The 25,170-nt window shown below is 63.2% G+C and carries 17 protein-coding genes; 9 read left to right on the top strand and 8 right to left on the bottom strand.

Annotated elements, in window-relative coordinates; all coding sequences use genetic code 11:
* Positions 1-58 precede the first annotated feature (58 nt).
* The 3 genes from J2X54_RS20460 to J2X54_RS20450 are packed head-to-tail and all read right to left on the bottom strand — an operon-like array spanning position 59 to position 4,865.
* Positions 59-1,633, bottom strand: a complete 1,575-nt coding sequence (locus tag J2X54_RS20460) for a SpoVR family protein (RefSeq protein WP_404990942.1) — start codon at positions 1,631-1,633, stop codon at positions 59-61.
* On the bottom strand, positions 1,630-2,907 hold the full coding sequence (locus tag J2X54_RS20455) for a YeaH/YhbH family protein (RefSeq protein ID WP_070246773.1): 1,278 nt from the start codon (positions 2,905-2,907) through the stop codon (positions 1,630-1,632). The genes J2X54_RS20460 and J2X54_RS20455 overlap by 4 nt, the downstream gene beginning before the upstream one ends.
* A gap of 35 nt (positions 2,908-2,942) precedes the next feature.
* Positions 2,943-4,865: a PrkA family serine protein kinase gene (locus tag J2X54_RS20450; RefSeq protein ID WP_070246774.1), complete on the bottom strand. Its 1,923-nt coding sequence runs from the start codon at positions 4,863-4,865 to the stop codon at positions 2,943-2,945.
* Between the two features lie 475 nt (positions 4,866-5,340).
* Here J2X54_RS20450 and J2X54_RS20445 point away from each other — a divergent pair, with 475 nt between their 5' ends.
* The 3 genes from J2X54_RS20445 (at position 5,341) to J2X54_RS20435 (ending at position 10,131) form a co-directional block, all read left to right on the top strand.
* Entirely contained in the window at positions 5,341-6,354 is a 1,014-nt protein-coding gene (locus tag J2X54_RS20445; RefSeq protein ID WP_310183105.1) for an adenosine deaminase, read from the top strand.
* A gap of 6 nt (positions 6,355-6,360) precedes the next feature.
* Complete coding sequence (locus J2X54_RS20440; RefSeq protein ID WP_310183104.1) at positions 6,361-8,898, top strand: FtsX-like permease family protein; 2,538 nt, start codon at positions 6,361-6,363, stop codon at positions 8,896-8,898.
* Positions 8,899-9,024: 126 nt separating this feature from the next.
* On the top strand, positions 9,025-10,131 hold the full coding sequence (locus J2X54_RS20435) for a PAS domain-containing sensor histidine kinase (protein ID WP_310183103.1): 1,107 nt from the start codon (positions 9,025-9,027) through the stop codon (positions 10,129-10,131).
* Here J2X54_RS20435 and J2X54_RS20430 read toward each other — a convergent pair.
* Together J2X54_RS20430 and J2X54_RS20425 are read right to left on the bottom strand one after the other, a co-directional pair.
* Positions 10,087-11,172 carry a response regulator gene (locus J2X54_RS20430; protein WP_310183102.1) on the bottom strand — a complete coding sequence of 362 codons (1,086 nt, stop codon included), beginning with the start codon at positions 11,170-11,172 and terminating at the stop codon, positions 10,087-10,089. The two genes, J2X54_RS20435 and J2X54_RS20430, sit on opposite strands and share 45 nt — an antisense overlap.
* A gap of 2 nt (positions 11,173-11,174) precedes the next feature.
* Positions 11,175-12,455, bottom strand: coding sequence for a sensor histidine kinase KdpD (locus tag J2X54_RS20425; RefSeq protein WP_070246778.1), 1,281 nt, complete (start codon positions 12,453-12,455; stop codon positions 11,175-11,177).
* A gap of 167 nt (positions 12,456-12,622) precedes the next feature.
* Here J2X54_RS20425 and cqsA point away from each other — a divergent pair, with 167 nt between their 5' ends.
* The 3 genes from cqsA to J2X54_RS20410 are packed head-to-tail and all read left to right on the top strand — an operon-like array spanning position 12,623 to position 15,656.
* Positions 12,623-13,879, top strand: a complete 1,257-nt coding sequence (gene cqsA, locus J2X54_RS20420; protein WP_310183101.1) for an alpha-hydroxyketone-type quorum-sensing autoinducer synthase — start codon at positions 12,623-12,625, stop codon at positions 13,877-13,879.
* 54 nt (positions 13,880-13,933) lie between these two features.
* Positions 13,934-14,326 (top strand): group II truncated hemoglobin, encoded by a 393-nt coding sequence (locus J2X54_RS20415; protein ID WP_070246780.1) that lies wholly within the window; start codon positions 13,934-13,936, stop codon positions 14,324-14,326.
* A gap of 4 nt (positions 14,327-14,330) precedes the next feature.
* Positions 14,331-15,656 carry a DNA recombination protein RmuC gene (locus J2X54_RS20410; protein ID WP_310183099.1) on the top strand — a complete coding sequence of 442 codons (1,326 nt, stop codon included), beginning with the start codon at positions 14,331-14,333 and terminating at the stop codon, positions 15,654-15,656.
* A gap of 118 nt (positions 15,657-15,774) precedes the next feature.
* On the opposite strand, the gene glp is transcribed toward J2X54_RS20410, so the two are convergent.
* The 3 genes from glp to J2X54_RS20390 form a co-directional block, all read right to left on the bottom strand.
* Complete coding sequence (glp, locus tag J2X54_RS25765) at positions 15,775-17,724, bottom strand: gephyrin-like molybdotransferase Glp (protein ID WP_404990941.1); 1,950 nt, start codon at positions 17,722-17,724, stop codon at positions 15,775-15,777.
* 1 nt (position 17,725) lies between these two features.
* A complete protein-coding gene (gene moaA, locus J2X54_RS20395; protein ID WP_310183097.1) occupies positions 17,726-18,832 on the bottom strand; it encodes a GTP 3',8-cyclase MoaA in 1,107 nt (368 codons plus the stop codon).
* Between the two features lie 182 nt (positions 18,833-19,014).
* Positions 19,015-22,344 (bottom strand): Rne/Rng family ribonuclease, encoded by a 3,330-nt coding sequence (locus J2X54_RS20390; RefSeq protein ID WP_310183096.1) that lies wholly within the window; start codon positions 22,342-22,344, stop codon positions 19,015-19,017.
* Positions 22,345-23,062: 718 nt separating this feature from the next.
* Between J2X54_RS20390 and J2X54_RS20385 the strand changes: the two genes are divergently transcribed.
* From J2X54_RS20385 to J2X54_RS20375, 3 genes are read left to right on the top strand one after another with little or no spacing between them, the layout of a single operon-like run.
* A complete protein-coding gene (locus tag J2X54_RS20385) occupies positions 23,063-24,088 on the top strand; it encodes an RluA family pseudouridine synthase (protein WP_310183094.1) in 1,026 nt (341 codons plus the stop codon).
* Positions 24,089-24,131: 43 nt separating this feature from the next.
* Entirely contained in the window at positions 24,132-24,791 is a 660-nt protein-coding gene (locus tag J2X54_RS20380; RefSeq protein ID WP_310183092.1) for an HAD-IIIA family hydrolase, read from the top strand.
* The gene (locus J2X54_RS20375) at positions 24,770-25,156 is read left to right on the top strand and encodes a Rieske 2Fe-2S domain-containing protein (RefSeq protein ID WP_229255246.1); all 387 of its coding nucleotides are present in this window, start codon (positions 24,770-24,772) and stop codon (positions 25,154-25,156) included. Before J2X54_RS20380 ends, J2X54_RS20375 begins: the two co-directional genes overlap by 22 nt.
* The last annotated feature ends 14 nt before the right edge of the window (positions 25,157-25,170 follow it).

The raw sequence follows: 25,170 nt of genomic DNA, 5'->3' as shown, positions 1-25,170 counted from the left end.
CGGGCCCGTTCATGCCTAGCATAACAAGCACACTATAGGGATGTCCTATAGTTGTCAGTCAAAAGCGTGAGCGTTTCTCGCGTTTGACCTCCATTGCGCTGATCACTTCGCCGCCAGGCCCCGTTGTTTCGAGGTGGACGTCGAAGCCCCATAGCCGCGCCACGTGCTTGAGTACCTCGCCAGCCTGCTGATTCAGTGGCCGGCGCTGGAACTGGGTATGGCGCAAGGTCAAGGCCCGGTCGTCGCGGGTGTTGACCGCCCATACCTGGATATTCGGTTCTCTATTGCCGAGATTATATTGTTCTGCAAGCTGCTGGCGCACGTAACGATAGCCGAGGTCGTCATGGATGGCGGAAATCGCCAGTTTCTCGTTGTGATCGTCGTCGAGCACGGCAAAAAAGTGGAATTCCCGTATCAGCTTGGGCGACAGGTACTGGGCGATGAAGCTCTCGTCCTTGAAGTTGCGCATGGCAAAATCGAGCGTCTTGCGCCAGTCGCTGCCGGCAATGTCGGGGAACCATTCGCGGTCCTCGGCAGTGGGATGCTCGCAGATGCGGCGAATGTCGGTCATCATCGCAAAACCGAGTGCATACGGGTTGATGCCGTTGTAATAGGGACTGTGCACGGGCGGCTGGTACACCACGTTGGTATGGCTCTTTAAAAACTCCATCATGAAACCGTCGCCGATCACGCCCTCGTCGTACAACTGGTTGAGGATGGTGTAGTGCCAGAAGGTGGCCCAGCCCTCGTTCATGACCTGGGTTTGGCGCTGCGGGTAGAAGTACTGGCTGATCTTGCGCACGATACGCACCATTTCGCGCTGCCAGGGTTCCAATAATGGTGCATATTTTTCTATAAAGTAGAGCAGGTTCTCTTCCGGCTCGGGCGGGAAGCGCTTGGCCGACTTGTTTACTTCCTCTTCCTCGCGCCGTGGCAGGGTACGCCACAGCTCGTTGATCTGCGACTGCACGTACGCTTCGCGCTCTTTCTGGCGTGCCCGTTCCTGCGCCAGCGACAGCTTGGCGGGGCGCTTGTAGCGATCGACGCCGTAGTTCTGGATCGCGTGGCAGGAATCGAGCAGCAACTCCACCTCGTCGATACCGTAGCGCTGTTCGCATTCGGCAATGTAATTCTTGGCGAACACCATGTAATCGACGATGGCCTCGGCATCGGTCCAGGTGCGGAACAAATAATTACCCTTGAAGAAGGAATTATGGCCGTAAGCCGCGTGGGCGATTACCAGCGCCTGCATGGTCAGGCTGTTTTCCTCCATTAAATAGGCGATGCACGGGTCGGAGTTGATGACGATTTCGTAGGCCAGGCCCATCTGGCCGCGCTTGTAGCCTTTCTCGGTACTGAGGAAATGCTTGCCGAACGACCAGTGGTTGTACGAGACCGGCATGCCGACCGACGTGTAGGCGTCCATCATCTGCTCGGCGGTGATGATCTCGAGCTGGTTGGGATAGGTGTCGAGGCCGAAGTTTTCCGCCACCCGGCGAATTTCGGCGTGGATTTGTTCGATCAGCTCGAACGTCCATTCCGATTGCTCGGGCAGGGCGTTCGGGTGACGAGACTTGGGTTCGCGGTCGCGCGGACCCGGCGTGGGCGTGGCGGGGTGGGTCATGTCGTTCATGATTTTGCCTGCTTCTTGAACAGTTCGCGAAATACCGGGTAAATGTCGGCCGGCGTGACGATTTTTTGCATGGCAAAGTGCGGATGGTGGTCGGGCACCTGCGAATATTGCTCCCACAGGTTTTGCGGCGGCCCGTCGGTAATCTCCACGTAGGTGTAGTACTGCACCTTGGGCATGATGGTATTGGTCAGCAATTGCCGGCACAGCACCGAGTCGTTGTCCCAGTTGTCGCCGTCAGACGCTTGCGCCACGTAGCTGTTCCAGCTGCCGGCGCCGTAGCGCTCGTCGATGATCTTGTCGAGCAGGTGCAGCGCCGACGAGACCACGGTGCCGCCCGATTCGCGCGAGTGGAAGAACTCTTCCTCGTCCACTTCGGACGCGGCCGTATGGTGGCGGATGAACACCACCTCGATCTTGTCGTACACGCGCTTGAGAAACAAATACAGCAGGATGAAGAAGCGCTTGGCAGTGTCCTTGCGGGTTTCATCCATCGAGCCGGAGACGTCCATGATGCAGAACATCACGGCCTGAGTCATCGGCTTCGGCACCTTGATGCGGTTGCTGTAGCGCAGGTCGAACGGGTCGATATACGGAATCGCCGCCAGCCGCGTGTGCAGGTGGTGGATCAGCTTGCGCAGCTCGGCCACCAGGATCGAATCCTCCAGGTCGGGCACAGGTTTATCGAGCAGCGCCTGCAGTTCTTCTTCCGCCTCGGCCAGGCGCTTGCGCGAATTGCCGCCGACGGCGATGCGCCGACCCAGGGCGCCGCGCAAGGAACGCAGCACGTGGATGTTGGACGGCGTGCCGGAAATGTTATAGCCGGCGCGCTGGTTCTTGAACTCGGTAGTGGCGGTCAGCTGGGTCTTGACCATGTGCGGCAGTTCCAGGTCCTCGAAGAAATAGTTCATGAATTCTTCGCGCGACAGCTCGAAGATGAAATCGTCTTCGGTCATCTGGTCGCTATTGCCGGCCTTGCCACGACCGGCGCCACTGCCGCCCTTGGGCCGGTTCAGCTGGTCTCCCTTCTGGTATTCCTGGTTGCCGGGGCTGATGGTTTCCCACACCCCGCCATGGGCATGGCCGAACGACGGCTCGCCCACGTCCTTGACGGGAATGGATACTTTCTCGCCGCTTTCGATGTCGGTAATGGAGCGCCCCTTGATGGCGCGCCCCACCGCATCCTTGATCTGCGATTTGTAACGACGCAGGAAACGCTCGCGGTTGACTGCGGATTTGTTCTTGCCCTGCAAACGTCGGTCGATGAGGTGACTCAAAAGATACCCCCTTGATGTGTTTGGGCGCGGCGGCCTTACGACGACTTACGAACGCGCAAGTACCATTCGCACAGCAAGCGGACCTGCTTGGCCGTATAGCCCTTTTCCACCATGCGCGCGACGAAGTCCGCGTGCTTGTTGGCGTCTTCGGCGCTGGCCTTGGCATTGAACGAAATCACCGGCAGCAATTCCTCGGTATTCGAGAACATTTTCTTCTCGATCACGGTACGGAATTTTTCGTAGCTGGTCCACGCCGGGTTCTTGCCCCCGTTATTAGCGCGCGCCCGCAGTCCGAAATTGACAATCTCGTTGCGGAAGTCTTTCGGGTTCGAGATGCCGGCCGGTTTTTCGATCTTCTCCAGTTCGTTGTTCAGCGCCTCGCGGTCGAAGCTTTCGCCGGTATCGGGATCGCGGAATTCCTGGTCCTGTATCCAGAAGTCGGCAAACGTCACGTAGCGGTCGAAAATATTCTGGCCGTACTCGGAATAGCTTTCCAGGTACGCGGTCTGAATTTCCTTGCCTATGAATTCGACATAGCGCTGCGCCAGGTGTTCCTTGATATACGACAGATACTTTTGTTCGGTCTCCGGCGGGAATTGCTCGCGCTCTACTTGCTGCTCGAGCACGTACAACAGGTGGACCGGGTTGGCCGCCACCTCGGTGTTGTCGAAGTTGAAGACCTTGGACAAAATCTTGAAGGCGAACCGGGTGGAGAGCCCGTTCATGCCTTCGTCCACGCCCGCGTAATCAACGTACTCGTGCATGGACTTGGCCTTGGGATCGGTGTCCTTGAGGTTTTCGCCGTCGTACACCAGCATCTTGCTGTACACGCTGGAGTTTTCCGGGTCTTTTAGACGCGACAGGATGGCGAACTGCGACATCATGCGCAAGGTGCCCGGTGCGCACGGCGCGGCCGCCAGCGACGAGTTGGCCAGCAGCTTGTCGTAAATCTTGATCTCGTCGGTGATGCGCAGGCAGTACGGCACCTTGACGATGTAAATACGGTCCAGGAATGCCTCGTTGTTGCGGTTGTTGCGGAAGGTTTTCCATTCCGACTCGTTCGAGTGGGCCAGGATGATGCCGTCGAACGGGATCGCGCCAAAGCCCTCGGTACCCTTGTAGTTGCCTTCCTGCGTGGCCGTGAGCAGCGGGTGCAGCACCTTGATCGGCGCCTTGAACATCTCGACGAATTCCATCAGGCCCTGGTTGGCCAGGCACAGGCCGCCCGAGTAGCTGTAGGCATCGGGATCGTCCTGCGAGTAATCCTCGAGCTTGCGGATATCGACCTTGCCGACCAGCGAGGAAATATCCTGGTTGTTTTCATCGCCCGGTTCGGTCTTGGAAATGGCGATCTGTTTCAGCACGGAAGGGTAGCGCTTGACCACGCGGAACTGATTGATGTCGCCGTTGAACTCGTGCAGGCGCTTGACCGCCCACGGGCTCGGGATGTTGCGCAGGTAGCGCCGTGGAATGCCGTAGTCTTCTTCGAGCAGGGTGCCGTCCTCGTCCTCGTTGAACAGGCCCAGCGGCGATTCATTGACCGGCGAGCCTTTCAGGCAATAGAACGGCACGTGTTCCATCAGCGATTTGAGTTTTTCCGCGATCGACGATTTACCGCCGCCAACCGGGCCCAGCAGATACAGGATCTGCTTGCGTTCTTCCAGTCCCTGCGCCGCGTGGCGGAAGTAGGAGACCACTTGTTCGATCACTTCCTCGGTGCCATAAAATTCGCGGAAGGCCGGGTAAATCTTGATGACCTTGTTGGCGAAGATGCGCGAGAGCCGGGTGTCGTTGCGGGTATCGACCAGGGTCGGTTCGCCAATTGCCGCCAGCATGCGTTCCGGCGCGCTGGCGTAGGTGAGTCGATCTTTCTTGCAAAGTTCGAGATATTCCTTCATGGACATCTCTTCTTCTTTGGTCCGTTCATACCGTGCAGCGTAGTTGTCAAAAATGGTCATTTGAATGTCCTTTGATGATGTAAACCTACTAGTCACGGGTCAGACAGCAAGGCTGCCTTGGCCCTGGTTCGGTGCGTACTTTTTCCTGAGTATTTTTTCTTCTTGATCAGCTTCTGCGAGCGTCCTCGGAGTAGCACGGATTGCCCGTGGCTCTGAGCTGACTTTATCGCCGGTGGACGGCTTTTATGTGTTGGTTGTAAGGCTTCTTACGTCTATGAAATTTATTATTGCTCTATTGCTGCAGGAAGTCAAAAGATATGTCGTAATATCGTTAATACTCTTTCGTAAGACTTTGATTTAAAAGAATAAAACCGGATAAAATCGCACATATTGCGAGTGTTTTTCTGTAGTTTCTGCACCCGTTTATGCCACAGTATCACGCCTGCGCGCAGCGTGCGCTAAGATGCCACGTTATGCGGTCTGGTGTAGTCCAGATCCTATGCTCCGCTTCCGTCCCCTGTAACAGGAAATAAACATGTTGAATACCCAATTGCGCGGCGTGCTCGAAGGCATGCCCAAGGCCGAATTGCACATCCATATCGAAGGCTCGCTCGAGCCCGAACTGATCTTCGCGCTCGCCGCACGCAACAACGTCGCGCTGCCGTACGCGTCGGTCGAAGACCTGCGCGCCGCTTACGCTTTTACCGACCTGCAATCGTTCCTCGATATCTATTACGCAGGCGCCAGCGTGCTGCTGCACGAGCAGGATTTTTACGACATGACGGCCGCCTATCTCAAGCGCGCCGAGCAGGATAACGTGCGCCACACCGAAATCTTTTTCGATCCGCAAACCCACACCGCGCGCGGCGTGCCGGTCAAGGAAGTGATCGACGGCATCCACCGCGCCTGCCAGGACAGCCCGGTCAGCGCCACGCTGATTCTGAGCTTCTTGCGCCACCTGTCGGAAGAAGACGCGTTTGCTGTGCTGGAAGAGGCGCTGCCTTACCGCGACAAGTACATCGGCATCGGGCTCGACTCGTCCGAGCGCGGCAATCCGCCGGAAAAATTCGCCCGCGTGTTTGCGCGCTGCAAGGAACTCGGCTTCCGCCTGGTGGCCCACGCCGGCGAAGAAGGCCCGCCCGCGTATATCGAAACCGCGCTCGACGTGCTCAAGGTCGAGCGCATCGACCACGGTGTGCGTTGCCTGGAAGACCCGGCACTGGTGGAGCGACTGGCGCGTGAGCAGATGGCGCTCACCGTGTGCCCGCTGTCGAACGTCAAGCTGTGCGTGTTCCCTGAGATGGCCCAGCACAACCTGCTCGAATTGCTCGACGCTGGCGTCAAGGTCACCATCAACTCGGACGACCCGGCCTATTTCGGCGGCTACATGAACGACAATTTCATTGCCACCTTCGAGGCATTGCCGCTGGGCCTGTCGCACGCGCAGCGCCTGGCGCGCAACGGTTTCGAAGCGGCGTTCCTGCCTGAAGCACAGAAGCAGCAACTGCTGGCCGAAGTCGACGCCTATTTCGCCTCTCTCGCTTTTTAATCGACCATGATCAAACTCGCCCTGAGCATGACCGCGCGCGACTGGCGCGCCGGCCAATTGCGCTTCCTGCTGATCGCTCTGACGGTGGCGGTTGCGGCCCTGTCCGCCACCGGCTTCTTTGTCGATCGCCTGCGCAGCGGACTCGACCGCGACGCCCACCAGTTGCTGGGCGCCGACGTGGTGGTCAGCACCGACTTGCCGGTACACGCCGAGTGGCGCGCCGAAGCGCTCAGGCGCGGGCTGGTGGTGACCGACACCGTGGTGTTCCCCAGCATGGCCACGGCAGGCGAGGGCGAGCAGTCGCAATCGATGCTGGCCTCGCTCAAGGCGGTCGGCCCCGGCTACCCGCTGCGTGGCCGGCTCAAGCTCACCACCGACGCCGCCAGAGCAGAGCAAAGCGAAGGCACCGGCGCCGACGGCATCCCCGCGCCGGGCACGGTCTGGCTCGACGCCGGTTTGCTGGGCAGCCTGGGCACGCGCGTGGGTGGCGCGGTCAAGCTTGGCGACAAGACTTTTACAGTGACTCAACTGATCGCGTCGGAGCCCGATCGCGGCGCCAATTTCCTGGCGTTTGCGCCGCGCGTGATGCTGGCGCTGACCGACCTCGAAGCGACCAACCTGATCCAGCCCGGCTCGCGCGTGACATACCGCATGCTGGTGGCCACGCCGCCCGGCGCCAAGAATTCGGCGACCGAAGCGGCGGCGTTCCAGGCCTGGATGGAAGACACCATCAAGAAGGCCAATCTCAAGGGCGTGCGGGTGGAGTCGCTGGAAAATGGGCGCCCCGAAATGCGCAACACGCTCGACCGCGCCGACCGTTTCCTGTCGCTGGTCGGCCTGCTGTCGGCCATGCTGGCGGCGGTGGCCGTGGCGATGGCGGCGCGCCGCTTCATGCAGCGCCACCTGGACGCCTGCGCCATGCTGCGCTGCCTGGGCCTGACCCAGAACCAGGTCACCGCGATGTATCTATATGAATTCTTGCTGGTTGGGCTGCTTGGCAGCGCCATGGGCGTGGCGGTCGGTTTCGGCGCCCATTACGTGCTGCTCGAAGTGCTGGGCAAGCTGGTGGCGGCCGATTTGCCGGGCCCCACCATCTGGCCGGCGCTGCAAGGGCTGGCTACCGGCATCCTGCTGCTGGCCGCGTTCGCGCTGCCGCCGATTTTGCAACTGCGCAAAGTGCCGCACAACCGCGTGATCCGCCGCGAGCAGGATGCGCCGCAGGTCGCTGCCCTGGCCACGTACGGCCTCGGGTTTGCCGGGTTTGCCGCGCTGCTGCTGTGGCAGGCCGGCGACGCCATGCTGGCGCTGTACACCGCGCTCGGCTTTGTCGCTGCGTTCGGTGTGTTCGCGCTGGTGGCGTGGCTTGGCCTGAAAACCCTCAAGCCGCTGCGCGGCGCCATCGACCACCAAAGCTGGCGCTTTGCCATCACGTCGCTGCAACGCCGTCCGGGCGCGACCATCGTGCAGGTGGTGTCGCTGGCGCTGGGCATGATGGCGCTGCTGGTGCTCACCGTGGTGCGCGAAGACCTCATGACGGCCTGGCGCAACGCCACCCCGCCCGATGCGCCGAACCGCTTCATCATCAACATCCAGCCCGAACAGAAGGACCAGATCGCCGCCCGGCTGCAGTCCGCCGGCGTGGCCTACGCGCCGCAGTACCCGATGATCCGCGGCCGGCTGGCTGCCGTCAACGGCAAGCCGGTCACCGCCGAGACGTACACCGAAGACCGCGCGCGCGGCCTGGCCGACCGCGAATTCAACCTCTCCACCATGACCACCATGCAGGCCGAGAACGAAATCGTGGCGGGCAAATGGTTCACCGACGGTCCCGGCGTGGCCGAAGCGTCGGTGGAGGAGGGCATCGCCAAGACCCTGCGCTGGAAGGTCGGCGACAAGCTCAATTTCAACATCGCCGGCTCGCCGGTGGACGTGACGATTACCAGCCTGCGCAAGCTCGAGTGGGGCTCGATGCGGGTTAATTTCTTCGTCATCATCAACCCGGCCGCGCTCACCGAGGTGTCGCAAAGCTGGATCACGGCCTTCCACCTGCCGGGCCAGCAGGGCCCGGTGATGAACGCCTTGACGCGCGACTTCCCGAACCTGACGATTGTTGACGTGGGCGGCTTGCTGCGCCAGGTGCAGGCCGTGCTCGACCAGGTGGTCACCGCGATCGAGTTCCTGTTCATCTTTACGCTCGCTTCCGGCCTGCTGGTGCTGTATGCGGCGTTGATGGGCTCGCAGGACGAGCGCACCCGTGAATCGGGCCTGCTGCGCGCGCTGGGCGCCACCAGGCGCCAGTTGTCGCAAGCGCAACTGATCGAATTCACGCTGGTGGGGGCACTGGCCGGGGTGCTGGCCGCCACCGGCGCGGCCGTGATGGGCTGGGCGCTGGCAACGTACCAGTTCAAGTTTGCCTGGGCTTTCTCGCCGTCGGTGTGGCTGGTGGGCCTGCTGGCCGGCGCCGTGTGTGCGATCGCCGGCGGCTGGCTCGGCCTGCGCAGCGTGCTGCGCCAGCCGCCGCTGCAAACCCTGCGCGAAGGCTGATGGCTGATGGGGGCAGGCGCGCGTGCCTCGCGCGCCTGCGCCGCAAATTATTGTAGAATCCGCTTCATAACAGGACGCCACGCCCCCGCTTCCTTTCTTTATCTCCAGGAAGCGACCGTCCACACCATGTTTGACTCCATTTGCGCGACTTATACCGGATCTGACGGCGAGCTCAATCGCGAGTTGTTCAACAGTTCCGCCGATTGCATCAAGATCCTCGACCTGCAAGGACGCCTGGGCCAGCTCAATCCGGGCGGCATCGTTGCGCTCGAACTGGACCAGCCCGAGCAACTGCTGGGCAAGGTCTGGTGGGAGATCTGGCCCGACCAAGGCCGCGCCCTGGCGCACAGCGCGTTCGACACCGCCAAGGGTGGCCAGGTCAGCAAATTCAACGCGTTCTGTCCGACCGCCCACGGTACGCCGCGCTGGTGGGACGTGGTGGTCAACCCGGTGTTCGGCGCCGACGGCCAGGTGCGCGAAGTGCTGGTGGTCTCGCGCGACATGACCGAGCTGTATGTTGCGCGCCAGGCGCTGCGCGAGGCAAACCTGCGCAAGGACGCTTTCCTGGCCACCGTGGCGCACGAGCTGCGCAATCCCATCTCGGCCGCCCACAACGCCACCGAGCTATTGAAACTCAAGGCCTTTGACCACGCCCGCACCGCCGAACTGGCGCAAATGGTGCAGCGCCAGCTGGGCCACATGAGCCGGGTCGCCGAAGATTTGCTCGATACGGCGCGCATTGGCCGTGGCGAGATTCGCCTGAGCCTGGACCGCATCGACCTGCGCACCGTGATCGCCGACACGCTGGAGCAATTGCAGCCGGCGGTGCATGCCAAGCACCAGCAACTGGCGCTCGATGTCGATGGCGCCGCTTGCCTGGTGCTGGGCGACCATGTGCGGCTGGTGCAGGTGCTCGGTAATGTGCTGGGCAACGCGGTGCGCTACACGCCCGAGCGCGGCGCCATCGCGCTGGCGCTGGGCCGTGCCGGCGATACCGTCACCGTCACCGTTACCGACAACGGCATCGGCATTCCGGCCGACCGCCTGGCCACCATCTTCGACATGTACAGCCAGGTCCACCAGTCCACCGTGCGCAAGAGCGACGGCCTGGGACTGGGCCTGTCGCTGGTGCGGGCACTGGTGGAACTGCACGGCGGCAGCGTGGCCGCCGCCAGCGCTGGCGCAGGCTCAGGAAGTCGTTTCACGATCACGCTGCCAGCCGCGCCGCGCTGAAGTGACGATGGCGGGGGCGTTGGCCTGTTCCCGCTGCGCACGCAGGAACTCGGTATAGGCCAGCGGCGGCTGCGCGTAGTAGTGCGGCGGCAGGTCGAACAGCGCCCAATAATAGGTTTCGCGGCCCTGGCACAGTTGCGGCATGGCGCAATAGCGGTGCCAGTTGTCGCCCATGTGGCGTGCATACATGCCGTCGCCACCCTCATCCGAAAAGAACGGCAGCACGCGCCGCTCACGCAGGGCGTCGAGCAGCGACTGCGGGGCGTCGCTGTCGCACGCCATTTCGTAGTGCGCCGCCAGGCCTTGCTCGGTCGCGATCATCATCAGCCGGGTGCGGCCAAACTTGTCCAGGAAGACGATGCCGGTGGGATTGGCAAACAGGTAGTGCTCGATAAACCCCATGTCCTGCTTGAGTCGCTGCACCTGCAAGGCCAGCACCGGGTCGCCCAGGAAGTGGTAGTTGTGCAGCAGGACCAGCTCGCGCAGCGTGTCCGACTGGTCTTCGAAGTAGCTCCGCTGCAGCGCGGTGACTTCCAGCTCGAGCAGATCGAGCGCGTGGTCATCGCTTTTCTGGATGTAGCGGTCGATCAGCCCCTGGTTGAAGGCGCTCACGGCGATCTTTTCGTCGGCGGCGCCGGTAAACAGGATCTTCTTGCACGGCAGGTCGCGCACCTGCTCGCAAAATTCCAGTCCATTCATCTGCGGCATCGAGTAATCGACCACCAGCACCGACGGCGTGGCGAAGCGCTGTGGCTGGCCGGCGATGCGGTAGATCGCGTCGACGTCGAGCGCCACGTTGAACTGGTCGCCGGCCTGGTTCTGGGTATCGAAATTCATGTGCAGCGGCATGGGCATGGCCTGGCGCCCCTGGTCGCTGTGGCGCAGCCATTGCAGCGCCGTGGTGGTGTCGTGGAAGGTCTTGCTGGCGTGGATGGGGTCGAGCTGGAACGACAGGCTGCGCAGGAAGGAATCGCTGTCATCGACCAGCACGGTCAGGGTGGGATGGGCATACAGGGGCAGGGGCGTGGGCTTTTTTTGCATGATCATTTCGCCAGTGACGGTTGCAAGGGAAATTCCAGGATGAAGATGGCGTAGGCGCTCTCGCGCGAGACGCAGGCGATGGTGGCGCTCCACGCGTCCATGATTTCCTGGCACAGCGCCAGCCCGATGCCGGCGCCGTTGTGCGGCGGGTACGAGTAAAAGCGGTGGAAGATCAGCGGCTTTTGCTGCGCCGGGATGCCGCAGCCGGTATCGATGAACAGCAGGCGCGGCGGCACATGGCCGCCATCGACCACGATCCGCACCCGGCCCTTGCCGGCGCGCTGGATGGCTTTCAGCGCATTCCTCAGCAGGTTCAGCAGGATCACCACCGACAGCTCGGACTGACCGGCAAAACTGAAATTGCGGCGCACCTCCAGCGCCACCAGCTTTTGCTGGCTGGCGTTGACGAACGGGTAGCGCTTGAGCACCGCTTCCACCACCGCCTCCATCGACACCGTCTCGATCGGCCGCAGGCTGCGCCGCACCGCCGTGGCGCTGAGCAGGAACAGGTCGATCATGTGGTTCATATGGCGCACCTCGAACTGGATGCGCGCCAGGGCGTCGATGGTGCCCACGCGGTCGGCCGGCAATGGCCCCGTGCCTTCCGAGCACATGCGCAGCAGGCCGCGCACATTGGCGTCCACGCTGGTGAGCGGGGTGCGCAGCTCGTGCGCCACGGTGGCCAGCCCGGCGCCCAACCCCGCCAGCTTTTCCTGCGCCAGCACCTGGCGGCTGATCTTGGCGGCCGCCAGCACGGCAATGGTGAACCAGTGGATGGGCAACTGCTGCAATACCAGCCGGCTGGTCAGGGCCGCAGTGTCACCGATCAGCGCCGCCGCCGCTACCGCTAGCGAAGTGCCGATCAGGTAGGCCTTGAGGGCCACGCCGGTGTCGAAATGGAACAGCACGATCAAGCCGATCAGCAGCGATTCGCTCCACACACCCGATGCATGGTTCATCAGGAACATATAGGTAAAGAAGAACGGGAAGATGTAGCTGAGCGTGACCAGCAGGTACAGGTCCAGCATGCGGCGGCTGAACTGGCGCGCGAACAGGCCGACCGCGCACAGCACGATCCCCACCAGTCGCAGCGGCAGGCTTTCATATTCCTGAGGAAAAAAATGCTGCCAGACCACGTAATACAGCGGCATGGCGACCGTGCCTATGCAGGCGAGCAGCAAAACGCGCACGGTCGCATGGTCTTCGCGGCCATGGTATTGGAGCAGCGACTGCACCACGCCGGTTTTCCAACGTTTCCAGAATTCTAGCAGTGTTTGCATCATGGCAAGAAATTACTTGTCTGTGAGACTTATCATCGCCCGGATTTGCGACGCACTCTAGCGTATCAAGAAGGATGTTGATCTTGATCAATTGGTTGGGGATTTTTATGCCTCAAGGTGATGACGAGCTTCATAAAAAGACAATTTCTCTTAAAAAACAGGAAAATCCTATGATCAACATTAATTCCAACAATAATTTGTTCCGACCGTCGATGCTTGCTGCCGAGCACGATATGCCTGACTATGTGCGCCGGCGCATGGATGCGCATCACGTCACCCGCATCGAACAATTACTCGGCGGCCAGCATCCGCATGCCTGGCAACCGGTGGCAGCGGGCGCTGTGTTTTTGGCCGGTAACGATTACCTGTGCCTGGCCGGCGAACCGGCGCTGGTGCGTGCCCAGGTCAACGCGCTGCAAGGTGGCGAGGGCGAACAGCTGATGTCGGCGGTGTACTTGCAGGAAGGCAGCGCCCAGCATCGGCTCGAGCACAAGTTCGCGCGCTTCATGGGCGCCGAGGACGCGATCCTGGCGCAATCGGGCTGGGCCGCCAACGTGGGACTGGTGCAAACCCTGGCCGAGCCGGGCATCCCGGTGTATCTCGACATGCAGGCTCATGCCTCCCTGTGGGAAGGCGTGCAGTCGGCCGGCGCGGTGCCGGTCTCGTTCCGCCACAACGACATCGAGCACCTGCAACGCCAGGTAGCGCGCCACGGGCGCGGCGTGATCGCCGTCGATGCGCTCTACAGCACCAATGGCAGCGTGGCGCCGCTGGCGGAGCTGGCCGACCTGGCCTGGGCCACCGGCTGCGTGCTGATCGTCGACGAGTCGCACTCGCTGGGCACGCACGGGCCGCGAGGAGCGGGACTGGTGGCCGAACTGGGCTTGCAGGACCGTGTGCATTTCCGCACCGCATCGCTGGCCAAGGCGTTTGCGGGACGCGCCGGCATCATCACGTGTTCCAGCCATTTCAAGGGCTACTTCCTGTCCGAGTCGCGCCCGGCCATCTTCAGCTCCTGCCTGCTGCGGCACGAACTGGCATGGTTCGACGCCGCCATCGATTTCGTGGCGGCGGCCGACGAACGCCGGGTTGCACTGCACATCAAGGCCTGCGCGCTGCGCGAGGAACTGGGGTCGCTCGGCTATAACGTCAGCGACGGCACCGAGCAGATCATCGCGCTGGAAGCGGGCCCGGAACCGAAGACGCTGGCGCTGCGCAAGCTGCTCGAGCGGCGCGGCGTGGTGGGCGCCATGTTCTGCGCGCCGGCCACGCCCAAGAACCGTTCGCTGGTGCGCCTGACGCTCAACAGCGGCCTCGATCGCGACCAGTTGCGCCGCATCGCCCAGGCGTGCGACGATATCCGCGACCTGGCCGATGTCGAGAACTGGTCGTCCACGCGGCGGTTGCACAAGCTGGCGCTGGTGTGAGAGGGCGAAGTCACGCGGGTACGCTCGGCGGCGCGGTACGCTATCATGGCGGCTATGAACGAAGAATCGACAACCCTCTATGAAGTGATCGGCGGCGAGGCGCGCGTGCGCGAGATGGTCGACCGTTTTTATGACCTGATGGACCTGGAACCGGAGTTCCAGCTGCTGCGCTCCGTGCACGGCCCGTCGCTCGAGAACGCCAACCAGCGCCTGTTCATGTTCCTCAGCGGCTGGATGGGTGGGCCCGACCTGTACCAGGAGGCGCACGGCCATCCGCGCCTGCGCATGCGCCACATGCCGTTCGCCATCGGCACCCAGGAACGCGACCAGTGGCTGCGCTGCATGGCGTGGGCGATGGAAGACGTGGGCATCGACACCGAGCTGCGCGTGCGGCTGATGAACTCCTTCTTCCAGACCGCCGACTGGATGCGCAACAAGCCTGATTGATCCCATGACCGAATCTCAATTTTATGTTTTGCTGGCGCTGGTGCTGGCGGCGATTGTGCTGTTGGTACTGGTGTTGCTGCGCCCGCGCGGCAGCGCCAGTCTCGATGGCGCCAGCCTGGCGTCGATGGCCAACCTGGCCGAGCGCATCGAACGGGTAGAGCGCGAGGTGCGGGTGCAGCTGCAAACCACGGCGCAAGCAAGCCACGCGGCCACGGTGCAGCAGTTCGACGGCATGCGGCGACAGCTCGAATCGCAAGGGCTGGTCGCGCGCGACGAGCAGACCCGCAACCTCAAGCTGTTCGCCGACAGCATGAACCAGACCCTGGCCCGCCTGACCGAATCGAACGCCGCGCGCATGGGCGAGGTGCGCGCCACGCTGGAAGCGAAAATCAAGGATCTGCAAGCCGACAACGGCGCGCGCCTGGAAGAGATGCGCAAGACCGTGGACGAGAAGTTGCACGCTACGTTGGAGTCGCGCCTGTCGGCGTCGTTCCAGCAGGTGTCCGAACGGCTCGAGCGCGTGCACCAGGGCTTGGGCGAGATGCAGCAGCTGGCGCTGGGCGTGGGCGACCTCAAACGCGTTCTCACCAACGTCAAGACGCGCGGCACCTGGGGCGAGGTGCAGCTGGAAATGCTGCTCGAGCAGGTGCTCACGCCCGAGCAGTACGCCAAGAACGTCGAGACCATCGCCGGCAGCGGCGCGCGGGTGGAGTTTGCGCTCAAGCTGCCGGGCCAGGTGGAGGGCGGTGCACCGGTGTGGATGCCGATCGACGCCAAGTTCCCCAAGGAGCAGTACGAGCGCCTGCTCGAAGCGGCCGACCGTGCCGATGCCGACGGCGTGGCACTGGCCGGGCGCGAACTCGAACGCGCGGTGCGCGGCGAGGCCAAGACGATTTCGGAAAAATACGTGTCACCGCCGCACACGACCGATTTCGCGATCCTGTTCCTGCCTACCGAAGGCCTGTATGCGGAAGTGATGCGCCGCCCCGGCCTGGCCGACGAGCTGCAGCGGCTGCATCGCATCAGCATCGCCGGGCCATCGACCCTGAGCGCGCTGCTCAACAGCCTGCAGATGGGTTTCCGCACGCTGGCGCTGGAAAAACGCTCGTCGGAAGTGTGGCAGGTGCTGGGCGCGGTGAAGACGGAATTCGCCAAGTTCGGCGACGTGCTGGCGGCCACCAAGCTGACCCTGGAACGCGCCGCCAAGAATATCGAATCGGCCGAAACCCGCAGCCGGCAGATGGCGCGCAAGCTCAAGTCGGTGGAGGCGCTGCCGAGCGAGGCGGCGCAGCTGTTGCTGGGGCCGGAGATCGACCAGCCGGAAGGCTAGTAACCTCGACCAACCGTAGCGAGCGGCCTGTTATCGTCTTGAGTAGCGGAAGCGTACGGACGTACGCTGAGCAACGGAGAGGCGATAGCGGGACGCGCAGCAGGTTGGTCGAGGTTACTTAAATCAAGCCTTCGAAGGGCAGGATGTCCACTAGGTCGCCAGCGGCGACATTGCCCTGGTCGTGCGCCAGCACCACGATGCAGTTGGCGGTCGTCATCGAGCTGAGGATGCCGGAACCTTGCGCGCCGGTGAGCCGCACTTGCGGCGCGCCGTCCGGTCCGGGGGCGACGATGCCGCGCTGGTACTCGGTGCGGCCCGGGCGCTTGCGCATCGCCGCTGCTGCCCGTGCGCGCAGCAGCGGCGGGTGTGCTGCCGCTGCGGTGGTGCCCATCATGCGCAGCAGCGCCGGCCGCGCGAACAGATAAAACGACACCATCACCGCGACCGGGTTGCCGGGCAGGCCGAACAGCCAGGCACTGGCGCCGCCATCGCGTACCTTGCCGAAAGCGAGCGGTCGGCCGGGCCGCATGGCCAGCTTCCAGAACGCCACGTCGCCGAGCAGCGCCATGATGTCGCGCGTGTAGTCGGCCGCGCCTTCGGAGACGCCGCCCGACGTGATGATGGCGTCGGCGCCGTTGCACGCCGTGCGCAGCGCCGCTTCCAGCGCGGCAGGATCGTCGCGTACGATGCCCAGGTCGATCACTTCGCAGCCCAGCCGCGCCAGCATGCCGAACAGCGTGTAGCGGTTGCTGTCGTACACGCAGCCGTCGTCGAGCGGCTGGCCCAGTGCGCGCAGTTCGTCGCCGGTGGAAAAGAATGCCACCCGCAGGCGGCGCCGCACCGTTACTTCGGCGATGCCGAGCGAAGCGACCAGGCCCAGATCGGCGGGCCGCAGCAGCTTGCCGGCGGCCAGCGCCACGCCGCCCAGCGCCAGGTCTTCGCCGGCCAAGCGGCGATTGGCGCCAGGGGCGATGCTGCCGGCAGCGATGGTGACAGAGTCCTGGCCGATGGCGACCGCCAGTTCCTGCGGCAGCACGCTGTCGCAACCGGCCGGCATGGCCGCGCCGGTCATGATGCGCACGCACTGGCCTGGTTCAACCGTGCCAGCGTGGGCCCGGCCGGCGTAGGCGATGCCCGCGACCGTCAATGTCACCGGCACGCCATCGGACTGCGGCAGATCGGCGCCGCGCAGAGCGTAGCCGTCCATGGCCGAGTTGTCGTAGGCCGGCACGTTGATCGGCGAGATGATATCGGCGGCCAGCACCCGGTCGAGCGCGTCGCGCAGCGCCACGGTTTCGGTCTGCACGACCGGCGCCACGCGGGCGGCGATCAGGCGCAGCGCCTGGTCCACTGACAGCGGATCGTTGTCGCTGCCGGTCGCGGTTGCGGTTGCTGTTGCTGTTGCAATATCAGTTGCGGCTGCGGCGGGCGCGTGGCGTTGCAGCTCTTCGAGCGTGTTGATGTTGCGGAAGGCGGCGGCGTCGTCGAACAGCACTTCGGCCACGCGCAGGCTTTGGAACCAGCCTTCCATGCGCCGTGCGCCCGTGGCCAGGTATTGTTCCAGTTGCGGCAGCAGGCTGGCGCGCAGCAGGCTGAAGACGGGATGGCGCTGGCGGCGCGATTCGGCGCCGGGAGCTTGCGGATCGGTTTCCAGCGTCACCGCCAGCGCCAGATCGGCGTCATGCTCGACCAGCGCGGCATGCAGGCGCGCGGCCAGGTCCGACGGCAGGAACGGCGAGTCGCACGGTGCGGTCAGCAGCAGCGCATTGTCGGCCTGGGCGCCACCCTGCGCAGCACAATACAGCAAACCGGTTTGCAGGCCGGCCAGCGGGCCTTCGTAGCCGCCGAGGTGGTCGGCCACCACCGCCACCCCAGGGCCGGCGATGGCCTGGTACCGGGCCAGGTTACGGTTGGCGTTGATGGCGATGGCGTCCACCTGCGGCGCCAGGCGCGCCAGCACGTGGCCGGCCATGGTGGTGTCGCCCAGCGGCTGCAGGCCCTTGTCGACGCTGCCCATGCGCGTGCCGCGCCCGCCGGCCAGTATCCATCCGGTGATCGTGGGTGCCATGTCAGCCTCCGATATAGGACATCTCGACCTTGGCGCCGCGCGCCAGGCCGTCGGTGTCGTTGGTGCGCAGCTCGGAATAACGGTCGCTGCGGGCGCGCCACAGGTGCGCCAGCGCGGTGCTGATTTCGGCATCGGTGCGGCCTTCTCGCAGCAATGCACGCAGGTCGTAGCCGCTGCTGGCGAACAGGCAGGTGTACACCTTGCCCTCGGTGGACAGGCGCGCGCGCGAACAGTCGCTGCAAAACGCCTGGGTCACGCTGGAGATCAGGCCGATCTCGCCGCCGCCGTCCGCGTACCGCCAGCGCGACGCTGTCTCGCCGCTGTAGTTGGCCGCTACCGGCACCAGCGGCAGTTCGGCGCCGATGCGGCGCACCACCTCGGACGATGGAATCACTTCGTCCATCTTCCAGCCGTTGGAGGCGCCCACGTCCATGTATTCGATGAAGCGCAGGATGTACGGCGTATCCTTGAAATGGCGCGCCATCGGCAGGATTTGCTGGTCGTTCATGCCGCCCTTGACCACCATATTGATCTTGATCGGCCCCAGGCCCACCTGGTGCGCCACGTCGATGCCCTTCAGTACATCGTCCACCTTGAAGTCGACATCGTTCATGCGCTGGAAGGTAGCGTTGTCGAGCGCATCGAGCGAGACGGTGACCCGTTGCAGGCCGGCGTCCTTGAGCGATTGCGCCTTGCGCGCCAGCAGCGATGCATTGGTGGTGAGCGTCAGGTCGAGCGGCTTGCCGCTGACGGTCTTCAGTTCGGCCAGCATGCCGATCAGGCGTTCGATATTCTTGCGCAGCAGCGGTTCGCCGCCGGTCAGGCGGATTTTTTCGACGCCGTGGGCAATGAAGAGTTGCGCAATGCGGGTAATTTCTTCGAACGACAGCAGCGACGTATGCGGCAGATACTGGTAATCGTTGTCGAACACCGCTTTGGGCATGCAGTACACGCAGCGGAAATTGCAGCGGTCGGTGACCGAAATGCGCAGGTCGTGCAGCGGCCGCGCCAGGCGGTCGGCAAGCAGTCCGGTGGGCGCTTCGAGCGGGAAGGGGATGGCCGGCGCGCTGGTGCGCTGCGCGGTCATCATGATGACTTTCTCTGACATGACTCGTGGTCTGAATTCTATGCTTGCTGGGATTGAAAGGTCTTGCTGCGCTGCCCTGACGGTGCGCAAGGTGCCTACGATACCACGAGCGGGGATTGCCCGTAATTATCCACCTGGTCAGGCGCAGGGCCATAAAAAAAGGGAAGCGCGAGGCTTCCCTTTTTGTCAACGCAGCGCAACGATCAGCGGCGCGTGTCGATCTGCACCATCGGCTCGTCGTCCTGCGGCGGCAGCGGCTTGCGCTCGCGTGGCACGCGGACTGGCGCCACCACCTTGGCGGCGGCTTCCTGCGCAGCGCGCAGTTTTTCCGGGTCGGTGGCCGCCAGGGTCAGGCCGGCAGAGCCGAGTACGGCTTGCAGGTCGGCTGGCGCCGGTGCTGCCACTGGTGCAGGCATTGCTGCCGGAGCAGGTGCCGAGGCAGGGGCTGCCGCCGGGGCTGGCGCTGGAGCCGGAGCAGGCGCTGGAGCCGGAGTTGCTGCAATCGGTGCAGGCTCGGCGACGGCTGGCGCTTCAACCACTGGCGCTGCCACGACCTGCGCTGCCACCACTGGCTCTGGCGCAGCTGGCGCCGGTGCAGCAGTTTCTGCTACCTCGGCAACTGCGGCCGGGGCGGGAGCTTCTTCCGCAACTGGCAATGCCGATACCACAGGCGCTGCCGGTGCTGCTTCCGTGACGACAGGCGCTTCCGGCGCAGCAGGCGCTGCCACCGACATCGCTGGCGAAGCAGATTCAGCGATGGCTGGCTTGGCTTCGCTGGCAACGTCCACTGCTGCCGGGGCTGGTGCCTCGGCGAACACTGGTGCGGCTGGCGTCACTTCTGCTACCGGTGCAGGCGCGACAACTGCTGCCACGGCTGGTTCGGATGCCGGTGCGACTTCGAACACTGCGGCGGCGTCTGCCATGGCAATTGCCGCAGGGGCGACCGCAGCGGTGGCGACCGGTGCAGCAGTGGTTGCTGCGACCGGGGCTGCGTCAGCTGCCGCACCATCATGCTCGGTATAGCCTTGCTCGCCATCGGCGCCTTCATTGCCTTCGCCTGCCTCGTTGTCCTGGCCTTCGCCATCACGATCGCGACGGTTACGGTTGCGGCCGCCACGACGACGGCGGCGACGCGGCTCATCGCCTTCGCCTGCCAGGTCTTGCGCTTCGCCTTCCGGACCGGCGTTCGGCGCGGTTTTCAGGATGCTGGTGGCTTCGGCTTCAGGACCGGTGGCCGGGGCCAGGATCGACGAAGCGAAAGCGCCCGTGGTGGCGGTGGTCGCTACGGCGGTCGATGCAACAGCCGGTGCTGCGACGCCAACTGCGGTCGCGCCCAGTGCCAGCTCTTCGATTTTCACTTCTGCCGGCGCCTTGTCGCCACGCGGTTCGCGTGGTGGACGTGGCGTGCGTTCCGGACGTTCGCCACGCTCTGGACGCTCGCCGCGTTCCGGACGCTCACCACGCTCGGGACGTTCCGCGCGTTCCGGGCGCTCGCCACGTTCAGCACGTTCGCGCGGTGGCTGGCCTTCGGCCTGCACGCCATCGCGGCCTTCGCGCGGTTCGCGGCCTTCACGCGGTTCGCGTGGCGGACGTGGTGGACGGGCAGGGCGGCCGCTGTCGGCTGCCTTGGTCTCGTCGGCGACTGGACGGGCGGCGCCTGGTTCGCGTTCTTCGCGCTCAGGACGGCCATTCTTGCCGGTGCGGGTGCGGCCGCGCGGGCCACGGGTGGCGTTGCGGTCGGCATTACGGTCCGGCGACGGCGCCTTGACCACGATGGTCGGCTGCTGCGGCAGGACCGGTTTTACGGGCTCCGGGCTCAGGAAGCTCATCAGCTTGGCAAAGAAACCTTTTGGCGCCGGTGCCGGCACGGGCGCCGGGGCTGGCGTGATGATGGTTTCGGCCGGCTTGCGTTCGACCAGCGGTGCCGGCTGGTCAGGAGTGATGGTCTTGACCATGGCTTCCTGGCGCGGCTTGGCTTCTTCCTTCTGGCGCTTGCTGTAGGCCATGTCGGTTTCGGCTTCTTCGGCCAGGTTGTAGCTGGCCTGGCTGTCTTCGAGGCGCGGGTCGTCGTGCTTGATGCGCTCGAGCTTGTAGTGTGGCGTGTCGAGGTGCTTGTTCGGGATCAGGATCACGGAAATGCGGTGACGGTTCTCGATTTTCAGCACTTCACCGCGTTTTTCGTTGAGCAGGAACGCTGCCACATCGACCGGCACTTGCACGTGGATGGTGGCCGAGTTTTCCTTCATCGCCTCTTCCTGGATGATGCGCAGGACTTGCAGGGCCGACGATTCGGTATCACGGATGTGGCCGGTGCCGGAGCAGCGCGGGCAGGTCACGTGCGAGCCTTCCGACAGCGACGGACGCAGGCGCTGGCGCGACAGTTCCATCAGGCCGAAGCGCGAGATCTTGCCCATTTGTACACGGGCACGGTCGTGGTGCAGCGCATCTTTCAGGCGTTGTTCCACTTCGCGCTGGTTCTTGGCCACTTCCATGTCGATGAAGTCGATCACGATCAGGCCGCCAAGGTCGCGCAGGCGCAACTGGCGGGCCACTTCTTCGGCCGCTTCGCAGTTGGTATTGAAGGCAGTGGTTTCGATGTCGGAACCGCGGGTAGCGCGGGCCGAGTTGACGTCCACCGACACCAGGGCTTCGGTGTGGTCGATGACGATGGCGCCGCCCGATGGCAGCGGCACGGTGCGGCTGTAGGCGGTTTCGATCTGGTGTTCGATCTGGAAGCGCGAGAACAGCGGCACGTCGTCGCTGTAACGCTTAACACGGTGCACCATGTCGGGCATCACGTGGCTCATGAACTGGTGCGCCTGTTCGTAGATCTCGTCGGTATCGATCAGGATCTCGCCGATATCGGGCTGGAAGTAGTCGCGAATGGCGCGGATCACCAAGGAGGACTCCTGGTAGATCAGGAACGCGCCGGACGCCGATTTGCCGGCGCCTTCGATCGCGCGCCACAGTTGCATCAGGTAGTTCAAGTCCCACTGCAGTTCATCGACGTTGCGGCCGATGCCGGCGGTGCGGGCGATCACCGACATGCCTGGCGGCAGGTCGAGCTTGTCCATGGTTTCGCGCAGTTCCTGGCGCTCTTCACCTTCCACGCGGCGCGACACACCACCACCGCGCGGGTTGTTCGGCATCAGCACCAGGTAGCGGCCGGCCAGCGAGACGAACGAGGTCAGGGCGGCGCCCTTGTTGCCGCGCTCTTCCTTTTCGACCTGGACCATGATTTCCTGGCCTTCACGCAGCGCTTCCTTGACGGACGCGTTACGGACATCGACGCCTTCCTTGAAGTAAGTGCGCGCAACTTCCTTGAATGGCAGGAAACCGTGGCGATCTTCACCGTAGCTGACGAAGCACGCTTCGAGCGATGGTTCGATGCGGGTGATCACGCCCTTGTAGATATTGGACTTGCGCTGTTCGCGTCCGGCGGTTTCGATATCGATATCGATCAGTTTCTGACCATCGACAATCGCTACGCGCAGCTCTTCTTGCTGCGTAGCATTAAACAACATGCGTTTCATTTTTATTAACTCCGCGACCCGTGGGCCAGCTCAATGCCGTCGGCTGGTGACAGCCGGCGGCGAAGGTTTTGGGGTACACGCGAAGAATCGGACGATTGCGGGGGGGTATTGCCCATTCTGTGCGGAGCAGCAGCGCGGGAACTAACCGGCGCTGCGGACGCAACTGGGCGCTGAGAGGCTGAACGTCAGGCCGCGGGCTCGCATCACCTGCAACCCTCCATGCGGCCCTTAAGGACGGCAGAGAAAAACAGGCGGTGAGCAGCAACGTTGAGAGCCAAATCCTCAAGCTTACATACTACAAGTAATCAATATCGCAGCGGCGGCAGGTGCCGAGCTGAAATGTTACAGGGCTCGTGAGAGCCATCCGTTGAGCTTGCAGCAAAGCATGGGGTCCGGCGGAAACGGCAAGCGTTATCAACTTCATCAATCGGCCAGCCGACTCTTGATCGGCTGGCCGCACTTTATCCTTACAATGCAATCATTCTGTTCTTGCTGCCTTCCCCGACGATAACCGATTACAACAACGGTGCAACCTTGATATCGGCAAGGGTGGTGCGTATACGTATTTCCCCCTGAATTTGCAATTAGGCGAGGCCAGGTGGGACGCCCCTGTGTAAAATATGCTTTTCTTCTTACACCAGCCGCAGTGTATGCCGCAGCGAAATGATTATATATTCAAAATGAAGGACTTAGAGAGATTTCTGGGAAGACAGGCCAAATGAAGATGCAAAATGATGTAGTCCGCCCGTCACATTCCAACACCCCGGTCTCGCCGTCCTCGCCACCGGCTGCGTCACAACCACAGCTGCAAGCGCAGTTCGTCACCATTTCCGAAGAAGACGCAGGACAAAGGATCGATAACTACCTGTTGCGAATTTGCAAAGGCGTACCCAAAAGTCACGTCTATCGCATCCTGCGGTCGGGCGAAGTACGGGTCAACAAGGGCCGGATCGACCAACTGTACCGCCTGGTCGAAGGGGACATGGTCCGCATTCCGCCGATCCGCATTGCCGAAAAAGCCGACACCACCCACGTGCCGGCTGCCGAATTCAAGGTCATTTTTGAAGACAGCCATTTATTAGTGATCGACAAGCCGGCCGGCGTGGCTGTGCATGGCGGCTCGGGCGTCTCGTTCGGCGTGATCGAGCGACTGCGCGCTTCGCGCCCCGACGCCAAGTTCCTGGAACTGGTGCACCGGCTCGACCGCGACACCTCCGGCCTGCTGCTGCTGGCCAAAAAACGCTCGGCGCTGACCAATTTGCACGAGCAGATGCGCGACGGCGACACCGACAAGCGTTATCTGACCATGGTGGCTGGCGACTGGAAGAATGCGCGCCAGCACGTCAAACTGGCGCTGCACAAGTATTCCACCGCCGACGGCGAGCGCCGCGTGGCGGTGAACCCGGAAGGCATGCCGTCGCACACGGTGTTTTCCTTGCTGAAAAAGTTCAACGGCTTCGCGCTGCTGGAGGCGGAACTGAAAACCGGCCGCACCCACCAGATCCGCGTGCACCTGTCGGCCTCGGGCTTTCCCATTCTCGGCGACGACAAGTACGGCGATTTTTCCCTCAACCGCGCGCTGTTGAAAGCCGATGTACAGCGTGGCGCGCTCAAGCGTATGTTCCTGCACGCGCATCAAATCACGTTCACCCATCCGGACTCCGGAAAAATCATGACGCTGAACGCACCTTTAGCCGCCGAATGCGAGCGATTCTTGGTAAGCTTGGGCAAACCACTTAACTAATCGCAAATATTCTAGGGGCGCGCTGCGTGCAGCGGCTGAATTCATGGCAAGAAAGCAATTTGATTTACTCGTGTTCGACTGGGACGGTACGCTGATGGATTCCACGGCCACCATCGTCCGTTGCATCCAGGCGGCGGCGCGCGACCTCAGCCTGCCGGTGCCGCGCGACGACAAGGCCGCCCACGTGATCGGCCTCGGCCTGCACGAGGCCATGCAGGCCGTGTTGCCCGAGATCGACCCGTCGTGGTACCCGCGCATGGTCGAGCGCTACCGCTACCACTTCCTGTCGCGCGACCACGAACTGGTGTTGTTCCCCGGCGTACGCGACATGTTGCAGGAACTTTCGCAGGACGGGTATTTCCTGGCAGTGGCTACCGGCAAGAGCCGGGTGGGTCTGAACCGCGCCATGAACGACGTCAAGGTATTGTCGCTGTTCGACGCCACCCGCTGCGCCGACGAAACGTTTTCCAAGCCGCATCCGGCCATGCTGCAAGAGCTGACCAGGGAGTTGGGGCAGGATATGCGCCGTACGGTGATGATCGGCGATACATCGCACGATTTGTTGATGGCCAATAACGCTGGTGCGGCTGGAGTGGCGGTGCAGTACGGCGCCCACCCGGTCGAGCAGCTGACTGCCTGTAATCCGCTGTATTCGGCCGCCACGGTGGCCGAGTTGCACCAATGGCTGAGCGAGAACGCGTGATGGACCCGATACTGGTATGCGCCGCCACGGCAGTGGAAGAGGGCGGCAAGGGTGTGCGGTTTGCGGTGGCCACCGAGGGCAGTGCCGGCACCGGCTTCGTGGTGCGCTACGATGGCGCGCCGTATGCCTACCTTAATCGCTGCGCCCACATGCCGATTGAACTCGACTGGGCCGAGGGCGAATTTTTCGAATCCGGCGGCCTGTACCTGATGTGCGCCACCCATGGCGCCATTTATGCGCCCGACACCGGCGTGTGCGCAGGCGGCCCCTGCCGTGGAGGCCGCCTGCGGCCGATTGCGGTGGTCGAGCGCGACCAGCAGATTTTCTGGCAGCCCGACGACTACGTGCGGCCGCCTTCGGACTAATCCGACAGCAAACA

It is taken from the genome of Duganella sp. 3397 (assembly GCF_031456625.1).
Classification (GTDB): Bacteria; Pseudomonadota; Gammaproteobacteria; order Burkholderiales; family Burkholderiaceae_D; genus Rugamonas; species Rugamonas phyllosphaerae.
The sequence above is the reverse complement of the archived record's forward strand: the minus strand, read 5'-3'. Positions and strand labels throughout refer to the sequence as shown.

What these genes read in the sequence shown, in the direction of transcription:
- J2X54_RS20460 (WP_404990942.1), bottom strand. Translation starts at nt 1,633, where the DNA reads ATGAACGACATGACCCACCCCGCCACGCCCACGCCGGGTCCGCGCGAC.
- J2X54_RS20450 (WP_070246774.1), bottom strand. Translation starts at nt 4,865, where the DNA reads ATGACCATTTTTGACAACTACGCTGCACGGTATGAACGGACCAAAGAA.
- J2X54_RS20445 (WP_310183105.1), top strand. Translation starts at nt 5,341, where the DNA reads ATGTTGAATACCCAATTGCGCGGCGTGCTCGAAGGCATGCCCAAGGCC.
- J2X54_RS20440 (WP_310183104.1), top strand. Translation starts at nt 6,361, where the DNA reads ATGATCAAACTCGCCCTGAGCATGACCGCGCGCGACTGGCGCGCCGGC.
- J2X54_RS20435 (WP_310183103.1), top strand. Translation starts at nt 9,025, where the DNA reads ATGTTTGACTCCATTTGCGCGACTTATACCGGATCTGACGGCGAGCTC.
- J2X54_RS20430 (WP_310183102.1), bottom strand. Translation starts at nt 11,172, where the DNA reads ATGCAAAAAAAGCCCACGCCCCTGCCCCTGTATGCCCATCCCACCCTG.
- J2X54_RS20425 (WP_070246778.1), bottom strand. Translation starts at nt 12,455, where the DNA reads ATGATGCAAACACTGCTAGAATTCTGGAAACGTTGGAAAACCGGCGTG.
- cqsA (WP_310183101.1), top strand. Translation starts at nt 12,623, where the DNA reads ATGATCAACATTAATTCCAACAATAATTTGTTCCGACCGTCGATGCTT.
- J2X54_RS20415 (WP_070246780.1), top strand. Translation starts at nt 13,934, where the DNA reads ATGAACGAAGAATCGACAACCCTCTATGAAGTGATCGGCGGCGAGGCG.
- J2X54_RS20410 (WP_310183099.1), top strand. Translation starts at nt 14,331, where the DNA reads ATGACCGAATCTCAATTTTATGTTTTGCTGGCGCTGGTGCTGGCGGCG.
- glp (WP_404990941.1), bottom strand. Translation starts at nt 17,724, where the DNA reads ATGGCACCCACGATCACCGGATGGATACTGGCCGGCGGGCGCGGCACG.
- moaA (WP_310183097.1), bottom strand. Translation starts at nt 18,832, where the DNA reads ATGTCAGAGAAAGTCATCATGATGACCGCGCAGCGCACCAGCGCGCCG.
- J2X54_RS20390 (WP_310183096.1), bottom strand. Translation starts at nt 22,344, where the DNA reads ATGAAACGCATGTTGTTTAATGCTACGCAGCAAGAAGAGCTGCGCGTA.
- J2X54_RS20385 (WP_310183094.1), top strand. Translation starts at nt 23,063, where the DNA reads ATGAAGATGCAAAATGATGTAGTCCGCCCGTCACATTCCAACACCCCG.
- J2X54_RS20380 (WP_310183092.1), top strand. Translation starts at nt 24,132, where the DNA reads ATGGCAAGAAAGCAATTTGATTTACTCGTGTTCGACTGGGACGGTACG.
- J2X54_RS20375 (WP_229255246.1), top strand. Translation starts at nt 24,770, where the DNA reads ATGGCTGAGCGAGAACGCGTGATGGACCCGATACTGGTATGCGCCGCC.